The sequence below is a fragment of the Sphingobium sp. DC-2 genome (assembly GCF_000722555.1).
In the GTDB taxonomy this organism is placed as follows: Bacteria; Pseudomonadota; Alphaproteobacteria; order Sphingomonadales; family Sphingomonadaceae; genus Sphingobium; species Sphingobium quisquiliarum.
Genome location: NZ_JNAC01000122.1, coordinates 141,487 through 156,994, shown reverse-complemented (window position 1 = coordinate 156,994; position 15,508 = coordinate 141,487). Strand labels below are relative to the sequence as shown.

Annotated in this window: 17 protein-coding genes; 11 read left to right on the top strand and 6 right to left on the bottom strand. The window is 64.0% G+C overall.

All coding sequences use genetic code 11. The features are described from left to right. Positions 1–74: 74 nt before the first annotated feature. Entirely contained in the window at positions 75–551 is a 477-nt protein-coding gene (locus tag ET21_RS0121865) for an Hsp20 family protein (RefSeq protein WP_030541354.1), read from the bottom strand. A 269-nt stretch (positions 552–820) separates the two neighbouring features. Here ET21_RS0121865 and ET21_RS0121860 point away from each other — a divergent pair, with 269 nt between their 5' ends. Next, the gene (locus ET21_RS0121860) at positions 821–1,471 is read left to right on the top strand and encodes a hypothetical protein (protein WP_237751639.1); all 651 of its coding nucleotides are present in this window, start codon (positions 821–823) and stop codon (positions 1,469–1,471) included. Between the two features lie 280 nt (positions 1,472–1,751). Here ET21_RS0121860 and ET21_RS0121855 read toward each other — a convergent pair whose 3' ends face one another. Next, positions 1,752–2,033, bottom strand: coding sequence for a glutaredoxin family protein (locus ET21_RS0121855; protein ID WP_030541352.1), 282 nt, complete (start codon positions 2,031–2,033; stop codon positions 1,752–1,754). Further along, a complete protein-coding gene (locus ET21_RS0121850) occupies positions 2,033–2,779 on the bottom strand; it encodes a redoxin domain-containing protein (protein WP_030541351.1) in 747 nt (248 codons plus the stop codon). Before ET21_RS0121850 ends, ET21_RS0121855 begins: the two co-directional genes overlap by 1 nt. 258 nt (positions 2,780–3,037) lie before the next feature. Between ET21_RS0121850 and ET21_RS0121845 the strand changes: the two genes are divergently transcribed. Then, positions 3,038–3,508 (top strand): hypothetical protein, encoded by a 471-nt coding sequence (locus tag ET21_RS0121845; protein ID WP_237751638.1) that lies wholly within the window; start codon positions 3,038–3,040, stop codon positions 3,506–3,508. Between the two features lie 116 nt (positions 3,509–3,624). On the opposite strand, the gene ET21_RS0121840 is transcribed toward ET21_RS0121845, so the two are convergent. Then, positions 3,625–4,287 (bottom strand): BON domain-containing protein, encoded by a 663-nt coding sequence (locus ET21_RS0121840; protein WP_030541349.1) that lies wholly within the window; start codon positions 4,285–4,287, stop codon positions 3,625–3,627. A 303-nt stretch (positions 4,288–4,590) separates the two neighbouring features. Between ET21_RS0121840 and ET21_RS0121835 the strand changes: the two genes are divergently transcribed. The 9 genes from ET21_RS0121835 to ET21_RS0121800 all read left to right on the top strand — a co-directional run bounded on the left by ET21_RS0121835 (position 4,591) and on the right by ET21_RS0121800 (position 11,807). Further along, positions 4,591–5,064: a Dps family protein gene (locus ET21_RS0121835; RefSeq protein ID WP_030541348.1), complete on the top strand. Its 474-nt coding sequence runs from the start codon at positions 4,591–4,593 to the stop codon at positions 5,062–5,064. A gap of 152 nt (positions 5,065–5,216) precedes the next feature. Continuing rightward, on the top strand, positions 5,217–6,029 hold the full coding sequence (locus tag ET21_RS0121830; RefSeq protein WP_030541347.1) for a universal stress protein: 813 nt from the start codon (positions 5,217–5,219) through the stop codon (positions 6,027–6,029). A gap of 17 nt (positions 6,030–6,046) precedes the next feature. Then, positions 6,047–6,382 (top strand): hypothetical protein, encoded by a 336-nt coding sequence (locus tag ET21_RS0121825; protein ID WP_030541346.1) that lies wholly within the window; start codon positions 6,047–6,049, stop codon positions 6,380–6,382. Positions 6,383–6,428: 46 nt separating this feature from the next. After that, entirely contained in the window at positions 6,429–7,175 is a 747-nt protein-coding gene (locus ET21_RS0121820) for an HAD-IIB family hydrolase (RefSeq protein WP_030541345.1), read from the top strand. 149 nt (positions 7,176–7,324) lie between these two features. Continuing rightward, entirely contained in the window at positions 7,325–8,272 is a 948-nt protein-coding gene (locus ET21_RS0121815; RefSeq protein WP_030541344.1) for a DnaJ C-terminal domain-containing protein, read from the top strand. A gap of 55 nt (positions 8,273–8,327) precedes the next feature. Then, positions 8,328–10,238, top strand: coding sequence for a molecular chaperone DnaK (gene dnaK, locus ET21_RS0121810; RefSeq protein WP_272945237.1), 1,911 nt, complete (start codon positions 8,328–8,330; stop codon positions 10,236–10,238). Positions 10,239–10,313: 75 nt separating this feature from the next. Further along, positions 10,314–10,853, top strand: coding sequence for a nucleotide exchange factor GrpE (locus ET21_RS0121805; protein WP_030541342.1), 540 nt, complete (start codon positions 10,314–10,316; stop codon positions 10,851–10,853). Positions 10,854–10,870: 17 nt separating this feature from the next. Next, positions 10,871–11,497 carry a hypothetical protein gene (locus ET21_RS27910; protein ID WP_156029326.1) on the top strand — a complete coding sequence of 209 codons (627 nt, stop codon included), beginning with the start codon at positions 10,871–10,873 and terminating at the stop codon, positions 11,495–11,497. Between the two features lie 70 nt (positions 11,498–11,567). Next, positions 11,568–11,807: a hypothetical protein gene (locus ET21_RS0121800; RefSeq protein WP_030541341.1), complete on the top strand. Its 240-nt coding sequence runs from the start codon at positions 11,568–11,570 to the stop codon at positions 11,805–11,807. Between the two features lie 57 nt (positions 11,808–11,864). Here the strand turns inward: ET21_RS0121800 and ET21_RS0121795 are convergent, their stop codons facing one another. Beyond that, on the bottom strand, positions 11,865–13,064 hold the full coding sequence (locus ET21_RS0121795) for a glycoside hydrolase family 130 protein (protein WP_237751637.1): 1,200 nt from the start codon (positions 13,062–13,064) through the stop codon (positions 11,865–11,867). A gap of 134 nt (positions 13,065–13,198) precedes the next feature. Further along, a complete protein-coding gene (locus tag ET21_RS0121790; RefSeq protein ID WP_037471645.1) occupies positions 13,199–15,508 on the bottom strand; it encodes a glycosyltransferase family 4 protein in 2,310 nt (769 codons plus the stop codon).

Genomic DNA, 15,508 nt, shown 5'->3' with positions numbered 1-15,508 from the left:
GCAACCGATCGCTGAAGCCGCCTGATCTGCGGCCTCCAGCCCACGCTTACGGCTTGTCGATAGCGCGCAATCTCTCAAGCCTGGGCCTGGGCTTGGTCCTTCTCGGTCGTGGATGCCGGCTGGGCGGTGGTGGCGATGTCGAGTTTGCGTGGCTTCATCGCCTCGGGCACCTCACGCTTCAGCGTGATGGTCAGAAGCCCGTTCTCCAGTGCGGCCGACTGCACGATGACGAAGTCGGCGAGCGGGAAACGACGCTCGAAGGAGCGTGTGGAGATGCCTTGATGCAGGTACGTGGCCTGGGGTTCTCCCCCGGCTTTGCTTCCGCTGACGGTGAGCATGTTCTGTTGCGCCACCACTTCCAGTTCGTCCGGTCGGAAGCCGGGAACTGCGACCGAAATGCGATAGGTGCCGTCTGCGCGCCTTTCGATGTCGAACGGCGGGTAGGGCTCGGCCGCATCTGGCGCGGCATTGTTCATCAGGTCGAGAAGCCGGTCGAAGCCGACGGTAGAGCGCCGATAGGGCGCCAGATCTAGATAATTCGCTGCTCTCATCGCCAAATCCTCCTTGTGAGCAATTTGGACATCTGAGGCGTCGGAGAGAGAGCCGACGCCCTCTTGTCCTGCCGGGCCCGCAGAGGCACCCGGCACAATTTAGCTAGTACTGGTGAAGTCGTGTTCAAGACGGCGTGAAGCCGCTTGGGTGACTTTTTTCGCTCTCGGGCCCGAGCGCCAAGAACGCGGGAGCAGTGCGGAGCAACGGCTGATTTACATCAGGGCGTTTCGAGCGGCGACCGGGGAGACGTGGAGTATTTCGGTCATCAGTGGAGCGCAGCGTGCCGCAAGAGTCGGAGCAGAGCATTGTCCAAACCGTCCGGGCTCGGGAAGTCGTCGGCACCGTGCACAATCTCGAACTGCTCGAGAGCATGGTCGTCGCACTCAGCGCCGCGGGCTTCGACAAGAGCGATATCGACCTGATGGCGAGCCGTGAGGCGGTCCTAAAGAAGCTGCCAGCGATCTATGCTGATCCCATCCACCTGGCCGAGATACCTGAGCTGCCACGACGCGAGCTCGTAACGCGCGATGAAGGGACGACGGTCACGGGTCTGGTGTTCGGGACGTTGATCTCGCTTGCCGCGCTCGGGGCAGCTTTGCCGGTCGTGGCATCCGGCGGCGCACTCGCAGCGGTGCTTGCCGCTACGGCCGCCGGCGGCGCGGCCGGAGCGGGAATTGCGAAGGTCGTCCGCAGCGCAATCCTTGGGGGAGTTGGCGCAGAGGATTTGGAACGCGATTTGCGTGGGGGGGGATTGGTCGTCTTCGTTCGAGCGCGCGATGCCGCCGCGGAGGAAAAGGCTCAGCAGATCATGCGGAAGTCAGGAGCTCTCAACGTGCACGTGCACGAAATCGAGCTGAAGAAGACGCTGGACGAGTTGCCCCTTGCCACTATCCAACCCGATCCGTGGCTCGCCACTTGATCCGCACGGGCCTGGCGGCCCGGCGCGCCCGAGAAATCAGAACGGGCCCCGATCTAACCCTGAGCCGGTTCGGTCGTACCTCGGGCGTTTGGAGGTAACCATTCGTGTGGCGGCCGCGGCATCATGCCCAGTCGCCCATGAAATACGGGCGCGCCGTAGATTTGTTGGTGGGGAAGGGCACCGGACAGCGTGACGGGCGGAGTGATAGCATCACGCTGCCCGGTGCGACGGCTCGCCGGCCGGGGGGGGCGAGTGGCCAGTGCGAGCCGTATTCCTAAAGCTAACGGTATCCGGCGCGGGCCAGCGCCCATTCGAGTTCGCGCATCGAGGGCTGCACGAGAACCTGTCCCCCGATCTTGATCGTCGGACTGGCTAGCCTGCCTCCGGCCAGCCATTCGAGCTCCGACCGCACTTCCGGATGGGCTTCCCAGTCGACGAAGCGATACGGGATCCCGGCTCGATCGAGATACCGCCGAACCATCATGGTGATGCCGCACCAACGGCTTCCATAGATGACGATCGGAGCGGCGGCCGAGCCGCGTGCTCGATACGCGGACGCCATTATTCGCGTCCCCCAGTTGCTGGCGCTCCAACAATCTCGTCGAGCTTGGCGAAGAGCTCATAGATGTCGGGAACATGCTGGAGCTTCGGCGAGACGTGGGCGTAGCGGATGACGCCCTCTCCATCGATGATGTAGAGCGCGCGCTCGGAAAAGCCATCAGCGTCGCGCCATACGTTATAGCGGCGCGCGACTTCTCCCTTGGGATTGAAATCCGCGAGGAGAGGCATCGAGAGTCCGCGGGCGGCGGCCCAGGCGCCGTGGCTGTAAAGGCTATCTACGGAAATCCCGACGATCTCCACGTCGCGCTTCTCGAACTCGCTCCATTCCTGCTGATAAAGGTCCAACTGCTTGCTGCAGCCCGGGCTCCAGTCGAGCGGATAGAAGACGAGGACGATTGCCCGTCCCGCATAGGATGAGAGGGTGACTTCCCGGCCGTTAGCGTCCAGCAGGGCGAACTCTGGCGCCTTCGCTCCCACGCTGAGAGGAGAATTGATCGCATCTCCCTCCATCGCGGGCGCGTGCTCGTGGAGGCTTTTCAGATCATCCAGAGTCGCGCCGGCCGGTGCCTCGAAGGCAGGGCGGGCCGAGCCGGCGGAGCGCCACAATTCCTGAATCATGCCGTGGAGCAGCGATAGAGCCTGCTTTTCCGGGCCGTCCGGAAGCTTGGGCGCCAGCGCCGCGAAGTCGGTGCTGAGCTGTTCCAGTCGACTTGGCTGGGGGTCCAGTGTGCCTGCGTTTCTATCCAAGTTGAGGGCTCCTTGCTGGCAACGTGGTCCGTCTTCGCGAGGAATGGCGCGACGAACCGCTCTGATGTCGCCGACTCAACCTAGCCCGGTCGCCCGGTGGTGGGCTGAGATAGATCAGAGCCCGGATTGCCCTTGCGACTAACCCGAGATCGCCGCTCGACGTGGCTCGGCCGCAGGAGGTCGGTAGCCCAGTGGAGCGCGGCGACCATCGATGAAGGGGCGACGATCAAACGCATAGAGCAAGAGGTTGAGGTGAAGATGAAGGGAATCAGGGCTGCTCTCCTGCCCGCAATGCTTCTTGGCATAGCCGGGTGCACCACCACGGGGTCCGGCATCGGTGTTTCGAGGGGCGGGTCGACGACAGCGACGTTCGTGTGGAAATCGAGTGGTGCTCGATCGGGCACGATGACCGCTAACCTAAGCACGGGCGGAACCTATGCAGGCCCGTTCTTCCAGATCACGAGCGAGACAACCGTCGAAGAGCTCGGCCCGCTGTGGACCGGGTGGGGCAACCGGTGGAGGTGGCGCGGCTGGGCCTATTGGGGCCCTACCCAGAGCACGCTTACCCATTATAGCGGAAGAGTCCTGGCCAACCTAGGCGGGCCGGACGGGCAGATGCGGTGCCATTTCCGGCTGATGCGGCCCGGCGCAGGCATGGCTGGCGGTGGCCAAGGCCGCTGCCAGTTGCCAAGTGGGACGATCATCGACGCGACCTTCCCGCCGACCTGACCGGCCCTCGCTCAAATCCGTCGGCAAGGTTACGCCGGTCGGCGATCGGTACGTGCAGGTCGATGCTGCGCAGTCGGCGAAGGCGGGGATAGCCAAAGCCATCCCCGCCGATTGCATCAGGGCAGGATCCTGATCTGATTGTCGACGCTCGACACGCCGGGCGCAGACCAAGCCGACCGCTCAGCTTCCTGGCGCTCCGCCCAGGTCCTCACGGTGCCCTTGAGCGTGATCTTGCTGCCGTCGACCTCGACCTGGACGCGCTGCGCGTCGACCTGCGCGCTGCGCACGAGCGCATCCTCGATCTTCTTCTTGACGTCGCCTGGGTTGACCCTGGGCTGGACCGTGATCGTGTTGGTAACGCCCTTCACGCCGGCGATCGATCGGACGGCGCGTTCTGCCCATTCCTTCTGGAAGTTCCATTCCACGTGGCCCTCGAGCGTGAGCCAGCCGCTCTTGACGACGATCTTGATCTTGTCGGCGCTGCTGGGCAGCTCGCGCTTCAGCGACTTGACCGCCTCCTCGGCAATTTCGGGATCGAGGCGCGCGGTCGAGAGCTTGACCTGAATCTCGTTGGCGACGGCCTTCACCCCCGAAACCCGCTTCGCCGCCTTCTCGGCATAATACGAGTCCATGTAGCTCTTGGTGACGCCGCTCAGCGTCACGATGCCGTCCTTCACGGCGACGGCGATCGTGTCTTCATGCTGGATCGACGGATCGTATTGGATCTCGCTCTCCACGTCCTTCTTGATCGTGGCGTCAGTGCGGAAAAGTGAAACCATCTCGGATCCTCCTGTCTGCTACGGGCATCCAAGCCCAGTCGGTACTCCGCCGCGGTTCACCTATTCTGCGAGTCGAGCCCGCGCGCTGACCCACGTCAGCCGAAATCGGGGACATCAAAGGGCAGGCGTTCCCCGAGCAGCGACATTGGCGTGCACGTCTGATCTGGGTCAGTTTGCCGCGCGCTTCGCGGGCTAGAGTTGGCGCGACCTCAGGCGCGCACGTGGCCGAGGATGGCATAGGAGCTGCGACCGCATCGGCGGAATAGTGACCGCGGAGGCGGCGCCATTTGCAGGACAATTCGAATGGCCATGAATATCGGAATCGACGAGGCAAAGAGGAAAGAGGTTACCGGCGGCTTGGCCCGCTTGTTGGCGGACACCTACACCCTCTATCTGACGACGCATAACTTTCACTGGAACGTCTCGGGGCCGATGTTCAACAGCCTGCATGCGATGTTCATGGCGCAATACACCGAATTGTGGAACGCCGTTGATCCGATTGCGGAGAGGATACGCTCTCTTGGTGAGCCGGCGCCGGGGTCCTATGCGCAGTTCGCCAGGCTCAGCTCTCTTGCCGATGCGCCCGAGACGCCCCCGAAGGCCGAGGCCATGATCAGGATCCTGGCCGAGGGTCACGAGGCGACTGCCCGATCGGCTCGCAGCCTCTTTCCTGTGGCCGATGAAGCGGGCGACCAGGCGACCGCTGATCTCGCGACGCAACGCGTGGCGGTTCACGAAAAGGCGGCCTGGATGCTCCGCGCGCTCCTCGACGAGTGAGCTGACCTCCGCAGTCCACGCTCCGACGGGCGGCAGCGATCGGCGGGCGCCGCGTCTGACCTATGTCAGCGTCCGCGATCCTTCCGCTGCTTACCCTTCTGCTGCTGCGGCCATTGCCTTTCGGCCGACCACGCAATCGAAAGGATCGGTAGATGAAAACAGGATTGCTCCACGTGGCCGAGGACAGGGGCGGGGACGCGCGGCTTGACGCGGCAGTCCAGCTTGCCCGGGCATTCGACCTTCACCTGACGGGCACGCAGGCTGCGCCGCTGTCGGCCTACGCAATGGCCGACCCCTTCGGCGGGGTTTACCCATCGGTGAGGCTCTTCACGGAGCACGAGAAGCGACAGGATGCCACGCGCGCGGCCGTGGAGGCCAGACTGCGCGACGAGGGCGTGGCCTTCGACTGGGTACGCGGAGCTGGTTCTCCCGGGACGGTGCTTCTCGATCAATCGCGGCTGAGCGACGTGATCATCCTCAGTCATCTCGAAAGCGACGAAGGCGGCTGGGACGCGGAACTCGACCTCGTCGGCGATGTCGCAGTCCATTCGCGCGCTCCGATTCTCTCGGTGCCTTATGACAACGGAACGCTTGATCTCGAGGGAACTGCGCTTGTCGCGTGGAACGCTTCGTTCGAGGCGGCGCAGGCGCTACGTTTCGCGGTTCCGCTCCTGAGCCGGGCGGCGCGCGTCCAGATCGTGACGATCGGGGACGACGCTCCCGAGTTTCCCGCCGCCGGCGCCGCCTCCTATCTCTCGCATCATGGCATCCAATCGGAGTTGCTCTCGGTGCCCCGCGGTGAGCTCAGCGTGGGAGAGGAACTGCTGAACGTCATCATCGACTCGCGGTCGAGCTTCGCGGTTCTCGGCGCCTATGGGCATTCGCGCATTCGCGAACGTATCCTTGGTGGGGTCACGCGCGAGATGTTGCTGCGGTCCCCGAAGCCGCTGCTGCTGGCCCATTGAGCAGGGGAGAACGATCGATGCGTCGGTTCCTCGCCGCGACCGCCTTGTGCGTCGCACTCGCTGGATGCGGAACGCAGAAGGCCGAACAGCCTGCCGCCGGCCAGACCGCCACGAGCGACGGGATAAACAATTATCAGCAGGCGGTGATCAACCTCAACGAGGCATCGCGGAAGGCCGTGCTTTTCCGAGCGATCCGAGATGCCGGCCTTCCGTGCCAGAACGTCATTCAAGCCGAGCGGCTGCCTGACGAGAAGGACGGGCCGGTCTGGCGCGCGCAGTGCGAGGACAAGTCATACCACCTCATTATCGTCCGCGCCGACGGAACAGCCTATGTGGTGAGCCGAACCCGATGACCGCACGAGGCGAGCGCGATGTCGAGGCACTTGGGACGGTGGCAGCGTGAAGCAGCTGATGGCGTTCGATCTCGACGGCACGTTGGCCGAGAGCAAGGCCCCGCTCGATGACGAGGTAGCCGGGCTGCTTGCCGCGCTCTTGTCCTTCGCGCAGGTGGCGGTGATTTCCGGGGGCGACTGGCCTCAGTTCAAGAAGCAGGTCGTCGATCGGCTGCCGCCGGGTGCCGAGGTGGGGCGGCTGTGGATCCTGCCGACGGCGGGAGCGAAGCTTTTCCGGTTCGCCGGAGAGTGGCGCCAAGCCTATTCGGAGGCAATCACCCCGGCCGAGAAGGCCCACATACTCAAGGAGCTAGATCGGGCGATCAAGGCTGCCGGGCTCGATCGCGATCCCGCATGGGGCCCCCGGATCGAGGACCGCGGCACGCAGATCACCTATTCAGGGATTGGGCAGAAGGCGCCGCTCGAGGCCAAGGAGGCCTGGGATCCGGATCGGCTCAAGCGGCTACAGCTCCAGGAGATGTTGAGGCGGACCCTGACAGAATGGTCGGTCAATATCGGAGGCACCACCTCGATAGACATCACCCGGGCAGGAATCGACAAAGGTTTCGGGCTTCGCAAGCTCGCCGCGGAGAGCGGCGTTCCTTTGGAAGACATGGTTTTCCTGGGCGATTCGATTTTCCCGGGTGGCAACGACTATCCGGCAGTCACCGTCGGAGTCGATGCAGTCGCCGTTCGCGACGTGCAGGAGACGAAGAGCATTCTTCATGCTCTGACGCTGTGGCTAGGCCGTTGAGCCCGCCAGACGATGGTGGGTCGGTCTAGCTCGGATGGTAGCTGCGGGGGCTTGGGACGAACGGATGATTCTGACGGATCGATTTGCCATCTCATCTGCAGCGCGGGGCGATCGCAGGCGATGAGGGGCCGGGACAGGGACTGAATAGAATGGCGGATCCATACCAAACCCTGAACGTCCCGCGCGATGCCGACGATGCCACGATCAAGAAGGCATATCGCAAGCTCGCCAAGGAGTATCATCCCGACCGTAACGCGGATAAGCCCGGGGCGGCGGAACGCTTCGGTGCCGTGACCGCAGCCTACGACCTGCTCACCGACAAGGACAAACGAGCGCGCTACGATCGCGGCGAGATCGACGAGGACGGCAATCCGAAGGCTCCCTTCGGCTTCTCCGATTTCGATGGCGCCGGTCCTTTCGCCCGGCGCGGCGGGTTCCGGGCGGGCGCCGATGGCGGCGCGACAACCTTCGAATTTAGCGGAGACGAGGCCGACTTCGCCAGCATCTTCGGCGACTTGTTCGGCCGCGGGGACACTGCGGGTGGAGCGCGCCGGCACGGGTCGTATCGCCCCCGCGGAGCGGACGTCGCCTACCGGTTGAATGTCAGCTTCGAGGATGCCGCGGCGCTGCGACCGCAGCATATCGACCTGGGGGGTGGGAAGGCTGTCGACCTCAAGCTGCCGGCAGGGTTCGAGTCCGGCACCCAGCTGCGTCTTCGCGGGCAGGGTGAGGATGGTCCCGGAGGCGCTGGCGATGCGATCGTCATCCTCGAAATTCAGCCGCACCGTTTCTTTACGCGCGAAGGCGACGATGTATTGCTGGACCTGCCGGTGCGCTGGGACGAAGCCGTGCTCGGCGCCAAGGTGCGGGCCCCGACCGTCGACGGACCGGTGTTGCTGACGATCCCGAAGGGATCGAGCTCGGGCCGCACGCTGCGGATCAAGGGCAAGGGGTTCCACCGGCGGGACGGTTCACGCGGCAATCAGTTGGTCCGCCTGATGGTGCATCTGCCTTCCGGAGACGCCGAGCTTGAGGAGTTCGCCCGGAGCTGGGCTCAGCGTCATGACGAGAATCCGCGTGCGTCCATGGGTGTCTGAGCGGGCCTTGCGCGACAACTGATCCAGGTCAGGACTCACGAGCGCGATACTCTCCATCGTCGATGTTCGATCTTCTCATTCGGAGGCTGGCATGGCGAAAGCAATCGGCATCGATCTCGGCACCACCAATTCCTGCGTCGCGGTGATGGAGGGCAAGGAGCCCAAGGTCATCGAGAATGCCGAAGGTGCCCGGACCACCCCATCCATGGTGGCCTTCCGCCCCGATGGCGAGGTGCTGGTCGGAGCCGCCGCGAAGCGTCAGGCCATTACCAATCCGGAGCAGACCCTCTTCGCGATCAAGCGCCTGATCGGACGCCGCTACGATGACCCCATCGTCCAGAAGGACAAGGGCATGGTGCCCTACAAGATCGTTCCCGGCGCCAATGGTGACGCCTGGGTCGAGGTGAACGGGAAGAAGTCGAGCCCCAGCGAGATCTCCGCGCACATCCTGCGCAAGATGAAGGAGACTGCCGAGAAATATCTGGGCGAGCCGGTTACCGAAGCCGTCATCACCGTTCCGGCCTATTTCAACGACGCCCAGCGGCAGGCGACCAAGGATGCAGGGACCATCGCCGGTCTCGAGGTTCTGCGCATCATCAATGAGCCAACGGCTGCCGCCCTTGCCTATGGGCTGGAAAAGAAGAAGGCAGGCACGATCGCGGTCTATGATCTTGGCGGCGGCACGTTCGACGTATCCATTCTCGAACTCGGCGATGGCGTGTTCGAAGTAAAGTCGACCAACGGCGACACCTTTCTCGGCGGCGAGGATTTCGACAAGCGGATCATCGACTTTCTCGCGGACGAGTTCCGCAAGGAGCAGGGGATCGATCTGCGCCAGGACCGGCTCGCGCTCCAGCGCCTGAAAGAAGCGGCCGAGAAGGCGAAGATCGAGCTCAGCTCGGCGTCGCAGACGAGTGTCAACCTGCCCTTCATTACCGCGGACCAATCCGGTCCGAAGCATCTCGACATCAGCCTCACGCGCGCCAAGCTCGAGGCGCTGGTCGATGACCTCATCTCCCGCACCGTGGGGCCGTGCAAGGCGGCGCTGGAGGACGCAGGGCTCAAGGCCGACCAGCTCGACGAAGTGGTGCTGGTTGGCGGGATGACCCGCATGCCGAAGGTCGTCGAGGCGGTGAAGACCATCTTCGGGCGCGAGCCGCACCAGGGCGTCAACCCTGACGAGGTCGTGGCACTCGGCGCAGCGATCCAGGCCGGCGTGCTGAAGGGCCAGGTCGAGGACGTGCTGCTCCTCGACGTCACGCCATTGTCGTTGGGCATCGAGACGCTCGGCGGCGTGATGACCAAGCTCATCGACCGGAACACGACGATACCCACCAAGAAGAGCCAGACCTTCTCGACGGCAGAGGACAACCAGCCCGCTGTGACCATCAGGGTCTTTCAGGGCGAGCGGGAAATGGCCGAGGACAACAAGCTCCTCGGCCAGTTCAATCTCGAGAACATCGCACCGGCGCCCCGAGGCGTGCCGCAGATCGAGGTGACGTTCGATATCGATGCAAACGGCATCGTGAACGTTTCCGCGACAGACAAGGGGACCGGGCGCGAGCAGAAAATCACCATCCAGTCGTCGGGTGGACTGAGCGAAGAAGACATCAAGCGTGCGGTCAGGGACGCCGAAGAGCATGCGAGCGAGGACAGGAAGCGGCGCGAACTGGCGGAAGCGAAGAACCAGTCCGACGCTCTGATCTTCCTCTCCGAAAAGACGCTTGCGGATGCAGGGGATCGCGTTGCGGCCACGGATCGGCAAGCCGTCGAAGACGCGGTTTCGAACCTGAAGACGGCCATGCAGGGCGACCAGATCGAGGATATCCGCGCGCGCGGCGAGGATCTGCAGTCTGCGACCCAGAAAGTCGCCAGCGCCCAGCGCGCCGAGCCGGGCAGCACGTCGTCGGCAGACGACGGGATTGTGGATGCGGAGTTCGAGGAGGCGGACGACGCGAAGAAGTGATCCGGTCCGTTCCGCTGATTACTGTTTGGTGAAGTGGCGCCTGCCGCTTGCACGGATAAATGAAGGCTCGGTCAAATGAACCAGGACGACATCGCTGAAGGAGGGCAGTCTCCGGAGTCGCAGGAGCAGGAGGTGGAGAAGCCCGAGTCCAAGCAGGCGGCCGCATCGGAAGCCGACGAGCTGCGGGAGCGGCTCCTGCGTGCGCTGGCCGATGCCGAGAATGCCAGGAAGCGAGCCGATCGCGCGCGTGCCGAGGGGCGCGAGACCGGCATTGCAGACCTGGTCTCGAAAATCGTTCCCGCTCTGGACAGCCTCGATCTCGCCATCGAGGCGGCCAGCCGAACCGAGGAAGGAACCCAGCCGAGTGTCGATGCCCTGCTAAACGGGCTCCGGGCGACCAGTCGCGCGTTTCTGGATGCGCTGATCAAGGTGGGCGTCGAGCGAATATGCCCCGGCACGGGCCAGGCGTTCGACCCCAACATCCATGATGCGATCTCATCGCGATCTGATGACGAGACAGGTGACGGCCTGGTCCTCGAGACCCTCCAGCCCGGATACAGGGTTGCTAGCCGGCTTGTGCGGCCCGCGCGCGTCGTGATTGCAAGGGCGAGCTGAGCGGGGAGGCGGATCCGATGGTACGGTTCGCCTCCGCCGCTGACGCCTCCGGAACACGGCAATGCTTTGGCCGGCTGCTGCGACGCTCGGCCCGGGCCACACGGGGCAACTGGTGGTGCGGCGTGCTCGCCCTCGTCTCGGCCGCGCACGTCGACCCGGCGCCTGCGAAAAGCGGGCCCCAGCTCCCGACTTTTCAAGTCCACGAGGTCGGGAGCGGCGATCAGCCAAGCTATGAAATCGCAATCCTCGCCCCAATTCGCTGGCCTGACCGGTCGGTGCGGACGGGGTTGCTGAGGAAAGCGGCGCAAGTCGCTGCAAGCCGTGGGGCGCGCTGCTTTGCGATCGAACGCGCACAGTTAAGCCGCGATGTGTCGTATGTGCCGCTCCGATCCGGTCATATGACCATTTCCACGAGCGGAAGCGCGGCTGAATGGCGCCGCTATTGGCGGCTCTATCAGCATGTGCTCGACAAGCCAGGCGTTCATTTTGGCCTCGGATCCGCACCTCGAATAGGAAGCAAGGTAGTCGAGGGGCGAATGATCATTCGCCTCTGCGGACCTGGTGTCGAGACGTCGGGCGATCTCTTCGAAGTGGAACAGATTTTGTCGGGCATTCGCACTTCCGACCCAGCCGGAAGCCGTTGATGGTCTGATCCTCTCTCCGCGACCTCGTCTTTGCAGATGTTCTCGCGAGTCAAGGTGGCGGAGTAGGCGTATGTCCGTTGTCGTCCTGATGATCGAGCACCTGGGAAAGGTCTTCCTGTCGACGCACCCGAATCATGCAATCGCCTGGTCCACCCTCTTGTCCTACGTAAACGGCGCCTGGGCTGAACATTTCCCCGATCGGCCGCCTCCAGAAAACGAGGAAGAACGCGTCACGATGTTCTTCGCCGGGGAGGGGGATGAGTATGTCATCGCGGAGGCGGACGTCGAGACCGACACGACGCTGCATTAGGCAAATGCCTGCTGGTGCGCGACTGACGTCCGCTGCCCCGTCAGAGCGAAGGAGGGATCACGCGTCCGTTCGGTCCCGGATCGGCTCCACATCGTGGGCGAGTGCGGACCGGGCGGCAGCTGGCGGCGACAGCATCGCCAGCAATTCCGCCAGATCCATCGACGCGAAGCTCACGGAGCTGTCCGCCACGCCATACGGCATGATCAGCCGGCCGGCGTGCGCCAACGCCCCGCAGGTGTAGACGACGTTGGGGACATAGCCTTCGCGTGCTTCATCCGAGGGCGAGAGGAGCGGCACTGCTGTTCGGCCGATGACGCGGCTGGGGTCATCCCGATCGAGCAGCAGCGCCCCGATGGAATATTTGCGCATGGCGCCGACGCCGTGGGTGAGCACCAGCCACCCTTCTTCCAGCTCAATTGGCGATCCGCAGTTGCCGATCTGAATGAGCTCCCAGGCATATTCGGGGCGGGCAAGAAGTTCGCCATGCTCCCAGCGATGGAGATCGGAGGAGCGCAGCAGATAAAGGCTTTCGCCATCCTGCCTGCCGATCATCAAATAGTCTCCGTCGAAACTACGCGGGAAGAGCGCCATGCCCTTGTTGCGTGCGGCGCTGCCCTGGAGCGGGCGAAGCTCGAACGTCTCGAAATCGCGGGTCTGGAGGATTTCCGAGGAGATCGCCTTGCCGCTGTAGGCAGTATAGGTACCGTAATAGGTATGGCCGCCATCATCCTGCTCGAACCGTACGAGGCGTAGGTCCTCCAAGCCGTTGCGCTGCGCGGGCGTGAATGGAAACAGCACCATCTCGTCGAGACGGTTGCTGCAGTCATGGCGGCGAAAGACGACTCTGCCATCGTCGTGGCTCTCGGCTTTGGCGGCGACGGCAAGATCCGGTTCCGGTTCGAGTTCGAGCGAACCGCCTGAGAGGACGATGCCTTGGCGGAACGTCACCGACGAGATGTGCCCCTCGCCGACGGCGCGCAGGGACAGGATGAAGCGCAATGCGCCATGCGGGAGCCCTGTCTGGTCAGGATGAGGTACGATGCTCGGGTTCATGACCGCCGCGGCACCGAACGAATATTCATGGCAAAAATAGGCGCCGATAAGCTGCCGCTGGGAACGGTCTAACGAACCGGTGAGACCCATGTCGCTCGCGACCTGATCGTAACGCTCTTCGAAAACCTTGCGAATCTCACGGTGCCGGCTCTCGAAATCCGCAAGCACGAGGGCAAGCTCCGCTTGGGTCGTGCGGCCGTCCATCGCCCGCACGGCAGCGATGATCCGGCGCATCCGATCATTATCGACAGGGTTGAGGTCCCGCGGCTCCGAAGCGATCTGCAAGGGCCGAACGACCACCCTGGAAGGGTTCGGAAGGAGGTGCAGGCTGGATTGGATCAGCGGCATGCCTTGCCTCCGGATGCGGCTACCGGGCGCTCCTCGCTTGTGTCCGACGCGGCCGCCTCGTTGCGCAAGCGCGCGATCGCCAGGGCGGCAAACTGGAAGGCGAGGATCGATTCCGCGCCTTGATTGAGGTTCACCCGATCCACCTGCAGCCCATCGTAGCAACCGCCATCGGGGCTCGCGATCCGCACGCCGAGGTCATTTGCGCCAAGATACCAGGCGAACGCGGCTTCGGCATGATCCCGCCAGCGGCGATCGCCGTCCTGCGCGAATGCGAGCGTGCAGGCATCGATCGTCGCCCAGGCCTCGAGCGGCTGCTGATCGAAGGCACGCGGCGGTTGAAAGGCCGCGCCGAAGCTTTGGGTGCCGACCGGCCGGAAATGGCCTTCCGGAGCGGTCTGCTGGCGCCGGAGCCAGTCCAGCGCCTCCAGGGCGTCCTGGCGCATGTCGGTGCGGCCGAGAACGGTACTCGCCAGCAGCAATGCTTCCGGCAGGCGGGCATTGTCATAGGCAAGGACCGGCTCGAACCACGTCCAGGCGTCCCGCCTGACTGTACGAAGCAGGTCGAGCAGCTCCCCGGCGAACGACTCAAGTTGAAGCCTCGTCGGTCGGTGGCCCGGGTAGACACTGAGATGCGCTGCTAGGCCGAGAACGGCGAAGGCGCGGGCACGGGGGCTGGTGAGGAATGCGCTTGCCGGGATCACCTTGTCTGCGAGCGCCGTTGCCCAGAGCTTGAGACCGTGATTGCGGGTGAGCTCGGCCGTACGGCCGATCGCCCAGACAGCGCGGCCGAAGCTGTCCTGTGAACCTTCTTGTTCGAGCCAGTTCCGGTCGAAACCCATGAAGTTGCGAAAGCGCTGTGACTGCTCGTTCCAGGCAAGGTCGACGAACGAAGCGTAGGTAGGCGCCAGGGCGAGCGCGCGCTTGGCCTCGATTCGCTCTGCTTCGAACTGCGTGGCGAGCATCAGCGCGCGGGCGTTATCATCGAGGCAATAGCCATGGCGCCGATCGGGGATGGTGGACCGGCTGTGCTGCAGCATACCGCACCCATCGGTCATCCGCGCCACGGCGCTAAGGCTTGGCTTCGGCGGCTTCGACTTGGAGGCGTGAAGCTGTACGACGCCCGGCTTTCCGAAAGCCTCGATGCGCGCCCGCTGAAAAAGCGTCGTATAGCGCTCTGCCACCACCGGCCAGATCATGTCACGGCCGGCTTGATAAGCGTTGCGCCGCATCTCGTCGCGAAGGTTTCTGTCGGAAAGAATGGTGCCCACGGATTCGGCGAGCGCCTCGGGCGAGTTGAAAGGGACCAGCTGACCGCGACGCCCGGCGAGCAACTCCTGTGCGTGCCAATAGGGCGTAGAGATCACCGCCTTCCCCAAGCCGACAGCGTAGGCGAGCGTTCCACTCGTGATCTGCGCCTCGGAGAGATAGGGCGTCACATAGATGTCGCAGGCCGAGAGCCACGCCTGCAACGTCGGCGCGTCGACATACTCGTTCACGAAGCGCACATGGCGCTCGAGGCCGAGGCGGCGGACGCGACTTGCCAGCTGGTCGCGGTAGCGTTCGCCCTCGCGCGCCGCCAGATGAGGGTGCGTCGCGCCGAGGACAATGTAGACGAGATCTGGATGGTCTTTCACGAGGCGAGAAAGCGCTTCGATCATCACCTCGATGCCCTTGTTTGGGGACAGCAGGCCGAAGGTCAGAATTACGCGATGGCCGTCGAGCCCGAAGCGGTGCTTGTGGAAGGCCGGGTCCAGGAAGGGCAGATCGGGAATGCCATGCGGGATCACGGCGATCTTGCTGGCCGCCACTTCCATGTCGCGGGTGAGGATGGTTCGGCCCATATCGGTCATGACGACGAGGCGGGATGACCGCTCGGCGAGAGCGCGCACCACCCGTCGTTGATCCGGGTCGGGCTGCGTCAGCACCGTGTGAAGCGTCGTGACGACCGGCGCCCGAAGCCTCTCGAGCATCGGCAGCAAGTAGCCGCCTGCTTTCCCACCGAAGATGCCGAATTCATGCTGAACGCAGATGACGTCCGGATTGAGCGCATTGAGGTGGTCCGCAGCGGCCAGGTAGGCGTCGGGATCGTCCTGCGCGATCTCGTAGCCTACTTCCTGCGGGTAGCGGTGCCGCGTCCCAGGATCGTTCATCGCGACAGTGGAAAGACTGGCGTCAGGCGATATCTGGCGCAGCGCGTCATGCAGATCGGCAGTGAAAGTTGCGATGCCGCAGCGTCGAGGAGGGAAATTGCCGATCAGCGCGATGTGGCGAACCGGCGGCGTCAGAGCATAGCCGTTCAT

Coding starts and splice junctions, on each gene's coding strand:
- ET21_RS0121865 (WP_030541354.1), bottom strand. CDS start 551: ATGAGAGCAGCGAATTATCTAGATCTGGCGCCCTATCGGCGCTCTACC.
- ET21_RS0121855 (WP_030541352.1), bottom strand. CDS start 2,033: ATGGCGTCCGCGTATCGAGCACGCGGCTCGGCCGCCGCTCCGATCGTC.
- ET21_RS0121845 (WP_237751638.1), top strand. CDS start 3,038: ATGAAGGGAATCAGGGCTGCTCTCCTGCCCGCAATGCTTCTTGGCATA.
- ET21_RS0121840 (WP_030541349.1), bottom strand. CDS start 4,287: ATGGTTTCACTTTTCCGCACTGACGCCACGATCAAGAAGGACGTGGAG.
- ET21_RS0121835 (WP_030541348.1), top strand. CDS start 4,591: ATGGCCATGAATATCGGAATCGACGAGGCAAAGAGGAAAGAGGTTACC.
- ET21_RS0121830 (WP_030541347.1), top strand. CDS start 5,217: ATGAAAACAGGATTGCTCCACGTGGCCGAGGACAGGGGCGGGGACGCG.
- ET21_RS0121825 (WP_030541346.1), top strand. CDS start 6,047: ATGCGTCGGTTCCTCGCCGCGACCGCCTTGTGCGTCGCACTCGCTGGA.
- ET21_RS0121815 (WP_030541344.1), top strand. CDS start 7,325: ATGGCGGATCCATACCAAACCCTGAACGTCCCGCGCGATGCCGACGAT.
- ET21_RS0121805 (WP_030541342.1), top strand. CDS start 10,314: ATGAACCAGGACGACATCGCTGAAGGAGGGCAGTCTCCGGAGTCGCAG.
- ET21_RS27910 (WP_156029326.1), top strand. CDS start 10,871: ATGGTACGGTTCGCCTCCGCCGCTGACGCCTCCGGAACACGGCAATGC.
- ET21_RS0121800 (WP_030541341.1), top strand. CDS start 11,568: ATGTCCGTTGTCGTCCTGATGATCGAGCACCTGGGAAAGGTCTTCCTG.
- ET21_RS0121795 (WP_237751637.1), bottom strand. CDS start 13,064: ATGGACGGCCGCACGACCCAAGCGGAGCTTGCCCTCGTGCTTGCGGAT.
- ET21_RS0121790 (WP_037471645.1), bottom strand. CDS start 15,508: ATGAACGGCTATGCTCTGACGCCGCCGGTTCGCCACATCGCGCTGATC.